This window comes from Streptomyces sp. A0642 (assembly GCF_004795105.1).
Classification (GTDB): domain Bacteria; phylum Actinomycetota; class Actinomycetes; order Streptomycetales; family Streptomycetaceae; genus Streptomyces.
The window spans coordinates 739,606-751,251 of the sequence record NZ_SSBL01000001.1 but is presented as its reverse complement, the minus strand read 5'-3'; the positions used below and the strand labels follow the sequence as shown (position 1 = coordinate 751,251).

At 68.8% G+C, this 11,646-nt stretch carries 10 protein-coding genes; 4 read left to right on the top strand and 6 right to left on the bottom strand.

Annotated elements, in window-relative coordinates; genetic code table 11:
* From E6R60_RS03125 to E6R60_RS03105, 5 genes are all read right to left on the bottom strand, one after another.
* Complete coding sequence (locus E6R60_RS03125; protein WP_136324788.1) at positions 1 to 849, bottom strand: ABC transporter permease; 849 nt, start codon at positions 847 to 849, stop codon at positions 1 to 3.
* The gene (locus E6R60_RS03120) at positions 846 to 1,841 is read right to left on the bottom strand and encodes an ATP-binding cassette domain-containing protein (protein WP_136324787.1); all 996 of its coding nucleotides are present in this window, start codon (positions 1,839 to 1,841) and stop codon (positions 846 to 848) included. Before E6R60_RS03120 ends, E6R60_RS03125 begins: the two co-directional genes overlap by 4 nt.
* A gap of 714 nt (positions 1,842 to 2,555) precedes the next feature.
* Entirely contained in the window at positions 2,556 to 3,509 is a 954-nt protein-coding gene (locus tag E6R60_RS03115) for a hypothetical protein (RefSeq protein ID WP_136324786.1), read from the bottom strand.
* A gap of 77 nt (positions 3,510 to 3,586) precedes the next feature.
* Positions 3,587 to 5,053, bottom strand: coding sequence for a DUF6801 domain-containing protein (locus E6R60_RS03110; RefSeq protein WP_136324785.1), 1,467 nt, complete (start codon positions 5,051 to 5,053; stop codon positions 3,587 to 3,589).
* Between the two features lie 152 nt (positions 5,054 to 5,205).
* Positions 5,206 to 5,838: a hypothetical protein gene (locus E6R60_RS03105; RefSeq protein WP_136324784.1), complete on the bottom strand. Its 633-nt coding sequence runs from the start codon at positions 5,836 to 5,838 to the stop codon at positions 5,206 to 5,208.
* A 940-nt stretch (positions 5,839 to 6,778) separates the two neighbouring features.
* Here E6R60_RS03105 and E6R60_RS03100 point away from each other — a divergent pair.
* The 4 genes from E6R60_RS03100 (at position 6,779) to E6R60_RS03085 (ending at position 10,289) form a co-directional block, all read left to right on the top strand.
* Positions 6,779 to 7,993 carry a PucR family transcriptional regulator gene (locus tag E6R60_RS03100; RefSeq protein WP_136324783.1) on the top strand — a complete coding sequence of 405 codons (1,215 nt, stop codon included), beginning with the start codon at positions 6,779 to 6,781 and terminating at the stop codon, positions 7,991 to 7,993.
* A 257-nt stretch (positions 7,994 to 8,250) separates the two neighbouring features.
* Positions 8,251 to 8,514 carry a hypothetical protein gene (locus E6R60_RS03095; RefSeq protein ID WP_136324782.1) on the top strand — a complete coding sequence of 88 codons (264 nt, stop codon included), beginning with the start codon at positions 8,251 to 8,253 and terminating at the stop codon, positions 8,512 to 8,514.
* An 82-nt stretch (positions 8,515 to 8,596) separates the two neighbouring features.
* A complete protein-coding gene (locus tag E6R60_RS03090; RefSeq protein ID WP_136324781.1) occupies positions 8,597 to 9,070 on the top strand; it encodes an SCP2 sterol-binding domain-containing protein in 474 nt (157 codons plus the stop codon).
* A gap of 4 nt (positions 9,071 to 9,074) precedes the next feature.
* The gene (locus E6R60_RS03085) at positions 9,075 to 10,289 is read left to right on the top strand and encodes an acyl-CoA dehydrogenase family protein (RefSeq protein WP_136324780.1); all 1,215 of its coding nucleotides are present in this window, start codon (positions 9,075 to 9,077) and stop codon (positions 10,287 to 10,289) included.
* A gap of 39 nt (positions 10,290 to 10,328) precedes the next feature.
* Here E6R60_RS03085 and E6R60_RS03080 read toward each other — a convergent pair whose 3' ends face one another.
* Complete coding sequence (locus E6R60_RS03080; protein WP_136324779.1) at positions 10,329 to 11,585, bottom strand: cytochrome P450; 1,257 nt, start codon at positions 11,583 to 11,585, stop codon at positions 10,329 to 10,331.
* Positions 11,586 to 11,646: the final 61 nt, after the last annotated feature.

The following is an 11,646-nucleotide window of genomic DNA, read 5'->3' as shown; positions in this document are numbered from 1 at the left end:
TCAGCTCCCCTTCGCGGGGACGATCTGCAGATAGATCGCCGTGAGGACCATGTTCACGAAGAACAGCAGCATGAAGGTGATGACGACGGACTGGTTGACCGCGTCGCCGACCCCTTTCGGTCCGCCGCGCGGGTTCAGGCCGCGGTAGGCGGCGATGATGCCTGCGATGAAGCCGAAGATCAGGGCCTTGATCTCGCTGATGTACAGGTCGGGCAGCTGGGCCAGGGCGGAGAAGCTGGAGAGATAGGCCCCGGGGGTGCCGTGCTGCATGATCACGTTGAAGAAGTAGCCGCCCATCGTGCCGACGACGGAGACCAGCCCGTTGAGCAGGACCGCCACCAGCATGGTGGCCAGGACCCGCGGGACGACGAGGCGCTGGACGGGCGAGACGCCCATGACCTCCATGGCGTCGAGCTCCTCGCGGATCTTGCGTGATCCGAGGTCGGCGCAGATGGCCGAACCGGCGGCCCCGGAGACCAGCAGCGCCACGATGAGCGGGCTGGCCTGCTGGATGACGGCGAGGACACTGGCGCCGCCGGTGAACGACTGGGCGCCGAGCTGTTGGGTGAGGGAGCCGACCTGGAGGGCGATGACCGCGCCGAACGGGATGGAGACGAGAGCGGCGGGCAGGATGGTGACACTGGCGACGAACCAGAACTGCTCGATGAACTCCCGTACCTGGAAGGGCCGGCGGAAGGTCTCGCGGCACACGGTCCCGGCGAGGGTGAACAGCTTCCCGGTCTCGCGCAGCGGAGCGAGCAGCCGCGTCGGCCGTCTCACCTCGGGGGCCTTCTCCGGCACCCGGTCCGCCGGCGGCCCGGGGGGCCGCACAGGCATGGGGGCGGTCATGGGCGCCCACCGCCCGCGGCGGGGCTGTAGCTGTTGAGGATGGCGGTACGGGCGGCCTCCGGCAGCTGGCCCATCATCGCCATGACCCGCTCCCGGCGGCGCAGGGCGCCCTGCCGCACGGGCAGGCCGGGCGAGGGCTCCAGCTGGGGTACGACGGTGCGCGGGGCGTTCGCCGAGCTGATCCCCTGCCCGTAGCCGTTGAGCTGTTCGGCGGCGAGAGTGGCGGCGTCCTTCTCCTCCGACATGCCGATGGGCCCTTCGCGCCGCCCGGCGAGGAACTGGGAGACGACGGGCAGGTCGCTGGTCAGCAGGACCTCGCGCGGCCCGAAGGTGACGAGGTTGCGGCAGAACAGCATGCCCATGTTGTCCGGGACGGTGGAGGCGATGTCGAGGTTGTGGGTGACGATCAGCATCGTCGCGTCGATCTGGGCGTTGAGGTCGATGAGCAACTGCGAGATGAACGCGGTGCGGACCGGGTCGAGCCCGGAGTCGGGCTCGTCGCAGAGGATGATCTGCGGGTCGAGGACGAGTGCGCGGGCCAGGCCGGCCCGCTTGCGCATGCCGCCGGATATCTCACCGGGCAGTTTGTCCTCGGCCCCGAGGAGACCGACGATGTCGATCCGCTCCATGACGATCCGGCGGATCTCCGATTCCCTCTTGCGGGTGTGCTCACGCAGCGGGAAAGCGATGTTGTCGAAGAGGGACATCGAGCCGAAGAGCGCACCGTCCTGGAACATGAGCCCGAACAGTTTCCGGGTTTCCATGATCTTCCGCTCGGGGCTGTTCACCATGTCGACGCCGTTGATGAGCACGCGCCCCTGCTCGGGCTTGAGCAGGCCGATGATGGATTTGAGGAAGACGGTCTTTCCCGTGCCGGAAGGACCGAGCATCACGCTCACTTCACCGGCGGGCAGGGTGAGGCTGACGTCCTGCCAGATGTTCTGCTTGCCGAAGGATTTCGTCAGGCCTTCCACGACTACTTCGATTCCCATCGGCCCTCCCTCGACGTATCGGTGAACGAAGTCATCTGTCAGCGCTCCGACTCTGAGAAATCCAATGGCGGCTCGTCACACATGCACCAGGAGGCGCACGTTATGTCCGCCGAAACCGCCAGGACAAGCCGTTGAACAGCGGAAATCGACGAACGGGGTGCTCGGCGTGGATCACTTGTCACCGAGTGACAAACCCGCGGAACGGCTTTGTCGGAACGTGCGCAAGCGATCCGCGTACGGAACGGGGGCCCGCGACCCACGGAGGCGGGAGTCACGAGGCCCGACGGTGAGGGTCGCGCCCCGCCCCCCGGCTCCGGAGGGCGAAACGGTTCCCCCGGGAAGGAATCCAGGTCAGAGACGGAGCGGCCGGAATCCCGCACGCGCGGAACAGCCGGTTACGGGTCGTCCTCCGACCCTCACCGCGGACGCTACGGCCCAGTAACCTGAGTGCGCAATACTGGTTCGTCACTTTTCTTCGCAGTAACCGAAGAACGGGAAATTCTTGTACGGCAGTGAGTGAAAGGCCGACGAGAACTATCCCCGAGTGAGGAATTTCCACGGCCGGCGCCCACTCGTCGGCCGACGTTTCATCACTGCCGGCACAACGCGAGCCGCCCCGCTCAGGGGTCACCTGAGCGGGGCGGTCCAGAACGCGGGTGCGAGGCGAATGCGCACGGAGTGACAAAGCGCCCCGCTCCGCCGCGGAAGGAGCGACTACTGCTTCACTCCGGCGTGCCAGTTCTGCGAGAGGATCTTTCCGGCGTCCGGCACGACCAGTCCGGGCGCGCTGAGACCGGCGGTGTACGTCGACGCGTTGTTCAGCACGAGGTTGTTCTTCCCGGAAGCGGCGGGCAGCCCGGTCTTCAGGTCGAGAACGCCGTTGAGGATGCCGCCCAGACCACAGCCACTGGACTTCGGCACGGAGAAGGTGCTGTCACCCTGGGCGGCTCCCGTCAGGGAGATCTGGAGCAGTGATCCGTCCGGGTTCGTCGCCCCGTCGGGATCGAACAGGGTCACGCCGAGGGTCGGCGCGCTCAGGTTGCCCGGATGCAGGACGATCGGGTTGCTCGCCGAGCCGAGGTAGCAGTTGGATCCGAGGAAGGGGTTCTCCAGGTGGATCCGGACCGGCAGCGAGACGATCGGTCCCGAGCTGAGTCCCGCCACCAGGTCGAAGTCGGTAGGGGTGCCCGCCGATTCCACCGTCGCCGTCACCTTGTTCAGCGACGCGTCGGTGATCTGCCGGCAGATGCCCGACACGATCGGGATGTTGCTCGGGCACGCCAGGCCGAGCAGCCCGCCCGGGATGGTGGTGGCACCGCTGATGATGGAGCCGCCGGCGGGCGGGACCACGGTGTACGTCCCCTCGGCCGGGTGCTGGATGACACCGAACTGGAGGTTGGTGGCCCCGGTGGTCGCCGTGGTGTTGCCGAGCTTGATCGTGCCGTTCGGGGACGTCGAGGTCACGCACAGCGCGATCTCGTCCTCGCCGTCGGTGGCCAGCATGGCGGGGTTGTCCACCGGGCAGCGGCTGAACGGCGCCCAGCTGCCGTTGAGCTGGGTGGCCGCCGTGGTGGCGCCGGCGGGCGAGGCGGCCACCGGCACGACCACCGCGGCAGCGGTCGCGGCCGCGAAAAGGCCCTTGCGCCAGCTCTTCGGGACAGGTCTCATTGTTCCTCGATTCGATTGCGCCACTGTGGATGCTGAACTCGGTGCGATGCGCGGCCTTCTCGCTGAACCGTCGTGGTTCAGCGTTCCGCCGTGGGTATGGCGACCGGCTGCCCGTCCGGCGTGCAGTACGTCGGGTCGGCGCTCACGGTCGCGCACGGAGCGCCCTGGATCTGCTTGACGTAACCGGACTCCCCGGAGATCGACGCGGTGAAGAGGCTGTCGAGATCCTCATCGGCGCCGCCGCATCCGCTGAACGGGGGGATGGTCACCGATCCGGTCAACGGGCCGCCGCCGACCAGCGTGTACCCGTCGATGACACCCTCCGCCGTCCGCGTCATCCGGCCCTCCAGGGAGAGGCTGAACGGCTTGCTCGTGCGGCACGAGTCCCCGACGTCCAGCGGCACGCCGTTGACCTCGACATCGTGCAACCGCAGGGTGAAGTCCAAGGTGATGAGCGTGATGTTCTTGCTGGAGCCGTCCGACAGGTCGATGGCGATGTCCGACTTGATGTTGGGTACCGGGACGCCGTCCGCTCCGGTCTTCGGCGGTATCTGGGTCATCTCCATGACCGCCGTGGTCGGCATGAAGCCGAACGTGAGGAACGTCCCCCTGGCCGGCGGGAGCTGCGGCTTCCCCTTGTACTGCATCACGACGGCGGAGTCCTGGTAGATGTGGAGGAATCCGGGCTGGGAAAAGTCCGGCACCGTGGGTCCCTGCGTGATCTGTCCGCAGCCCACGGGGAACTTGGTGGCGCTGTGGAGCTTCTTCACGTTCGCGTAGCCGGTGACGTACGCGACCATGTTGAGCCCGTCGTCCGGATCGCCCACGCAGGGGGGCACGCCGGCCCTGTCGGCCGGCGCGGCCTTCCGTTCGTCGGCGCCCACCTCCGGCGCCGCGGGGTCGGCCGGCTCGGTCTTGTCGTCCTTGTCGTCGTCCACGGCGGACCAGGTCGGCTCCGGGGCGGGGGCCGCGGACTCCGCCCCCGCGATCCGTACCGTCCCCATGGTCGTCTCCTGCTCCGCGTCCGGTGTGCAGGCGAGAGCCGCGGTGGGCGGTTCGAGGGGCGTCCCGTCGGCTTTCAGGGGCGTGAGCACACCTGAGAGGCCGGCGGCCGTGAACGTCAGATCGCCCGGTGCCATGGGCCGTACGAAGGGAACGCCGCCGGACGCGGTCAGCCTGAGGTCGCCGGACCCGGGAATCGGGACCGCCCCCTCGGTTTTCCCGATCCACTCGCTCTCGGCCCGGTGGTCCTTCTGCGCGACCTGCGCGGTGAGCCGCGTCTCGGCGCTCAGCGTCGCCGCACCGGCGGCGACCAGGTCCTTGAGAGCGGCTTCCGGCAGGGTCACCTCCGTCACGACGGCGGTGGGCTGGATCGCCTCACCGGGTTTCGCCTCGTCCGGAACGGTTGCGGTGACGCCGACCTTCACCGGGTGCCTGCCCGAAGGGAAGTCGCATGTGTAGACGAGGTCGGCGTCGATCTCGTGATCCCCGGCCACCGCCTGCGCGCCGGGCAGCATGCCGCCCAGCAGTACCGCGGTCGCCACGACGGCACTCCGGGCCGTGGCACGACGCCGGACTCCCGCCGCCTGGATGCGCATCACTTGCGGTTTCTCCCTTCGAGCGGGCCGGACTGCGGATCGCACGGCGGTGACCCGCCGTGCGATCCCTTCTCACCCACGGATCGCGCGGGATCGGATCAGCTGTAGACGATCGTCGGCTTGACCGTTCCGCCGGCCGGGGTGACGGCCGCGTAGGAGGCGGTGAAGGTCGGGACGTCGCCCACCTTCGCGATACCGGTGCAGCCGCTCGCACTGACCGCCGAGACCGTCAGCTTGTAGGTGGAGTTGTTGCTCACCGCCAGCTTGCCGGTGGAGTTGGTGTACGTGGCCGCGACGCGGCCCGTCACCGAGAAGGTGCAGGTGAGCACCTTGATGGTGGCCTTGACACCGTCGATGTAGCCACTGGTGACGCCCGCGCTGTAGGTGTTGGCCACCAGACGCCACGGCGTCGAGGTGTCCGTGGTCGGCGTGACGACTCCGAACGCGCTGGTGCAGCCGGAGAACGTCAGCGGGGCGATGGTGCCCAGCTGGACGTTCGTGGTGCCGCTCGCCGATGTCAGCACACCGCTCGCGGCGGAGGATGAACATGTCATCGGGATGCTGTTGAGGGTCAGCACCGCGTTCGTGGCCGAACCCGAGAACGTCTCGGGCGAGTTGGGACCGACGGTCCACAGAGCCGTCGCGCCGGCTGTGGCGGCGGGGGCGGCGAGGACGACGGCGGCGGCGCCGGCGCCGACCGCGACAGCGAGCCTTCTGAGGGAATTGCGCACAGTAGTTCCTCCGATTCGACAGTGCGGGTGCACTGCTGCGGGGACGCACCCGGGATCCTGCACAGACGCAGGGAGTGCGGCGATGAACCGTGTTGCGTGGGGGCCGTGCATGGTCAGCCACACACGTTCTGTGACAGGCCGTGACGTTACTTGCGGGAAACTTCCAGCACAATCCTGCTGGTCAAGATTCTCCGTAAGAGAATTTTTCCTCGTGCGCCGGTCACTAATTCCCCGGCCCGGCTTAGCACTTACTGCGCACTTTCCCGGCCACACCGGAACACCGCAGGCCCGCCACCCGTCCTGGCGCATACAGCCGCGCCTCCACCTTCCTCCCGGGCAGGAGGCCACCCGACGCCGCGAGCCGCCGGGCGCCGGGAATCCCCCGGCGACTCCCTCCGGGGAACGGAGTCGGCCACGCCACGTGGTGACTGTCCGTGAGAGGGCGCGGCACGCCCGAGCAAGGGCCCCCGGAATGCCGGAATATCCACGTCCGATTACTGCCGCAGACGCCGTCCCGAACGCCGGAAGCCTGGAATACGCCGCGCACTTCGGGAATGCCGAAAGAAATGGGCCGGCGCACCACGGCGTCTCGACGTCCGCGTGCCGAAGACACCCGGCTTCCGGCTCCGGGGACATTCGACGACGAATCGACCTGAGTTCACCCACGCCCCCCGTTACCCAGGGTTACTTCATTGTCGGGAGGAGAGCAATTGTCCGAAAAACATTGTCTTGAAGTGAGCAGCCGCGCCTCACCTGCACAGAAGCACCACAACGCGGCCATGATGTGTGGCGTCTGCATTTTGATCTTGTTCAAGTGGTGCCCACGGCCGCCGCGTTGGTCTATCTTCATCGCGTACTTGGTACGCACCTGTCGGTTTGTGGGAGCGCTTTCCCCCACGGCCTCACCCCCCACCGGGCGCCGGAGAGCAAGGGGACAGTCATGCCGCATCTCATTCATCCGTCCGACGCCGGCGACCCGCTGGGACCGCTCCCTCAGGAATTCGCCGCCATTATGCGGCCCGAACTCCCCAGCCTGATCAAAGAGATAGGCGTCGAGGTGACCCGGGCCTATCCGGAGTACGCACGCCTGCTCGACGGACCCAACGGACAGGCCCTGCGGGTCGGGGTGGAGCAGAGCCTCTCCTCGTTCGTCGACCTGGTCGCCGAACCCACGACGTCCACGACCCTGCGGGACGAGATGTGCCGCCGCTTCGGCCGGTTCGAGGCATACGAGGGCCGCAGCATGGAGGCGTTGCAGGGGGCCTACCGCCTCGGCGCCCGCGTGGCGTTGCGCCGGGCGAAGAAGGTCGGCCGGAGTTACAGCTTCTCCCCCGCCCTGATGCTCAGCTTCGCCGACGCGCTGTTCGGCTACGTCGACGAGCTGGAGTCGCTCTCGCGCGAGGGCTTTCTGGAGGTCCAGTCGCAGTCGGGCGAGCAGAGCGAGGCCATGCGCCGTCGGCTGCTCCATCTGATCCTCGCCGGGCGGCCGGTGCCGCGTACCGCCATCGCCGAGCTGTGCGAGCAGACCGGCTGGGCACTGCCCGAGCGGGTCACGCTGGTGGCGGCCCAGGCGCCCGCCGGTCTCGACCGCGTCGAGGCCGACCGCGACCTGCTCGTCGATCTCAGCAGTCCGCAGCCCCACTTACTGATCCCCGGGCCGCTCGACGAGGCCCGCAGACAGATGCTCGACCGGGCACTGATCGGCACCCGCACGGCCATCGGCCCCACCGTCCCGACGGCCCAGGCCTCGGATTCCCTCCGCTGGGCACGCCGGGTCCTGGAACTCATCGACAGCGGAGTCATCGACGACGCCCCGGTCGTGCTGTGCGAGGACCATCTCGTCACCCTCTGGCTGCTGTCCGACCCCGCCCTGCTCGACCAGCTGGCCGAGCGCGAGCTCGCTCCCATCGCCGGCATCAGCGCCGCCCGGCGCGACAGGCTGGTCGAGACGCTTCGCATCTGGCTCGACACCCGTGGCACCGCCGCCCACATGGGAGCGCTTCTCGATGTGCATCCGCAGACCGTCCGCTACCGCATGCGCAACCTGGAGACCATATTCGGCGAGCAACTCGTCGATCCCGAGAGCCGGTTCTCCACCGAGGCGGTCCTGCGCGCGCTCCAACTGCGCGCGCGCAGCGAGGACGCGTCTCTTTGAGCAGCGCTCCGGCCGCGTGACCTGCGCCCCGTCGCCCTGACGGGGGGCGGAATCGACGCGGGGCCGGAGCACGTACGTCACGAGAGGTCAACTTACCGACAGGTAAGAGGAAATACCCGGTCACTCCCAAACGGTTGCCACACGGAGACGTTCTCAACGAGAAACCCGGAAGCGCGTCCCGTACACATGGAGGAGTCGGCCGCCCACCCGTCGACGGCGCCGCCCGACCTCCTGGCCACCATTCGAGAGGGAACCCCATGACCGCCCCGCACCTGCTCGTCCCCGTCCCGATCCCGGACCGCATCGCGGCGCTGATCGGTTCCTGCATCCCGGAGCACATCCTGGAGGCGGAGTTCGCCGCCGAGTGCGCCGCGCGCGAGGTCCGCAGGTTCCGCGGCCCGCGACTCGGCGTCGAGGACCAGGCCGACCGCGAGCAGGCCCTGTCGGAACTGGCCCGCGCCAACAAGGTCCTCTCCGCGCACCACCCCCGGCTGGCGATCAGTCCCGGCAGCTCCTGGTGACTCCCCCACCGCCGTCTTGCGGAGGCGACCCCCCGCGCTTACCTTACTCTGAAGTAAGTTGACTCCAGAGTAAGGAACTGGCGTGGCCGACAACAGCAGCGGCAACCTCACCGGCGAACTGGCCGCCCTCGACTTCGCGGCCGTCTCCCCGCCGGAGTTCGCCCGGATCGTGAAGGGCCTGTCCGCCCGGCAGCTCGCCGAGGTCATGCACGGCGAACTGCGCACCCGGATCCTCGGCGAGATCTTCGGCAGGATGAGGCAGCAGTTCCGCCCGGAAGCGGCGGGCCGGCTCAGCGCGCTGATCCGCTGGAAGATCACCGGTGACACCGACGCGGTCTACGAGACGTCGATCGCGGACGGCTCCTGCACCGTCAGCGAGGGCCGCTCCGACGCCGAACCGCGCACCACGCTCGTGATGGCCGACGCGGAGTTCCTCAAACTGGTCTCCGGCAACGGCAATCCCGTGACGATGTTCATGATGCGCAAGCTGAAGGTGGCCGGCGATGTCGGTCTCGCCTCGGGCCTCACCCGCTACTTCGACATCCCGAAGGCCTGAGCCGATGAGCTTCTTCTCCCTCGCCCTCACCGAGGAGCAGCAGGACCTGCGCAACTGGGTGCACGGCTTCGCCGCCCAGGTGGTGCGCCCGGCGGCCGCCGAATGGGACGCCCGCGAGGAGACGCCCTGGCCCGTGATCCGTGAAGCGGCCCGGATCGGACTGTACGGATTCGAGTCCCTGGCCGACATGTACGGAGACCCGTCGGGGCTCTCCCTCCAGATAGCCAACGAGGAGCTGTTCTGGGGCGACGCCGGAATCGGCATGGCGCTCTTCGGCACCTCCCTCGCCGTCGCGGGCATCTTCGCCTCCGGAACCCCCGACCAGCTCGCCGAGTGGGTGCCCCAGTGCTACGGCGACGAGGACGACCCGAAGGTGGCCGCGTTCTGCGTCTCCGAACCGCAGGCCGGCTCGGACGTCTCCGCGATGGCCACCAAGGCCCGCTACGACGAGGCCAAGGACGAGTGGGTGCTCTCCGGTCAGAAGGCCTGGATCACCAACGGGGGGATCGCCGGGATCCATGTCGTCGTCGCCTCGGCCGACCCGGCGCTCGGCGCCCGCGGGCAGGCCGCGTTCATCGTGCCGCCCGGCACGAAGGGCCTGGCGGCGAGCCGCACCATCAAGAAGCTCGGGCTGCGCGCCTCGCACACGGCGGACGTCTTCCTCGACGACGTGCGCGTCCCCGGACACTGCCTGCTGGGCGGCAAGGAGAAGCTGGACGCCCGGCTCGCCCGCGCCCGCGAAGGGGGCAAAGGCAAGGGCCAGGCGGCGATGGCGACCTTCGAGGTCAGCCGCCCCACCGTCGCCGCCCAGGCGCTGGGCATCGCGCGCGCGGCGTACGAGTACGCGCTGGAGTACGCCGGACAGCGCGAGGCGTTCGGCCGGCCCATCATCGAGAACCAGTCGATCGCGTTCGCGCTGGCCGACATCCGCACCGAGATCGAGGCCGTGCGGCTGCTGATCTGGCAGGCCGCGTGGATGGCCCGCAACGACCGCACCTTCGACGCCGGACAGGGCTCCATGTCCAAACTGCGCGCCGGTGAACTCGCGGTGTCCGCCACGGAGAAGGCCGTCCAGATCCTCGGGGGCGCCGGATACAGCAGGGAACATCCGGTGGAGCGGATGTACCGCGACGCCAAGATCTACACGATCTTCGAGGGGACCAGCGAGATCCAGCGCCTGGTCATCGCACGGGCGATCTCGGGGCGCCACATCCGCTGACGCGGGGTCGTGGGGCGGCGACCGGACACCGACGCGAGCTCACGGCTGGGCGACCGGCGTGAACCGCACCGGCAGCGACGCGGGGCCCCGCGTGAAGACGCCCTGCTCGGACGGGGTGAACCCGTCCGCGAGCCGTACGTCGGGCATCGCGTCGAGCAGCATGTTCACCCCGGTGCGCACCTCCGCCCTGGCCAGCAGCGCGCCCACGCAGAAGTGCCGGCCGAGGGCGAAGGCCAGATGGTCGGCGGCTGCGGAGAACGCCGTGGTGCTGGTCAGGTCGGTACGGAACAGGTCGAACCGGTCGGGGTCGCGGTACCGGGCCGGGTCCCGGTTGGCCGAGCCGATCAGACAGGTGACGGTCGACCCGGCCGGCACCCGGCCCCCGCCGAGCTCCACGTCGACAGCCGTCTGTCGCATGATCATGTGCACCGGCGGGGTGAACCGCAGCGTCTCGGCGAAGGCGCGGTCGATGAGGCCACGGTCCTTCCGGACGGCGGCGAGCTGCTCGGGATGGGTGAGCAGGTGGGCGAAGACCGAGGCGATGGCCTTGTCCGTGGTCTCCCCGCCGGCGGCGAGCAGCAGGCTGCAGAACGCCTTGACGTCCTCGTCGCTCATCCGGACGCCGTCGACCTCGGCGGCGCAGAGCGCGGAGAGCAGGTCATCGCCGGGTGCCTTCCGCCGCTCCTGGATGAGGGGGATCATGTACGCGGCGAATTCCTGCCGGGTCCGGTCGCCGGCCGCCGCCACCTCCGGGTCGCCCGCGAGGTTGCCGAGGAAGGCGATGACGCTGGTGTACCAGCCGTGGAAGCGGTCGTGGTCCGCCTTGTCCAGGCCGAGCATGTCGGCGATGACGAGGACGGGGAAGCGGGTCGCGAACGCGTCCACGAGGTCGGCCTCGCCGCGGTGGCGGAAGGTGTCGATCAGCTCCCGCGCGTTGCGCTCGATGACCGGGAGGAACCTCTCCTGGAGGTCGGTGCCCCGGAAAGCCGGAGCGACCAGAGCCCTTCGTACGGCGTGCTCACGGCCGCTGAGCTGAAGGATCGTCCTCCCGTGGACGGGCTCGATCTGCCAGTCGTAGTTGTCGGTGGTGAACTCCCCGGCCCTGTCCTTGAAGACCCGCTCCACGTCCTCGTACCGGGAGACGATGTAACTGTTCGTGGCCTCGTGCAGGATCAGCGGGTGGCTCTCACGCATGATCCGGTAGGCCTCGTAGGGATCGGCGGCGAAGGCGGGCGAGAGAATGTCGGGCACGGGTGGTGCTTGCGAGGCACGTGACTCTTGTGGGGCAGACGTCATGACGCTCCAGGGTCGTCGACCGGCAACGCCGCCAAGGCTATTGACCCACCGTCCACCCTGA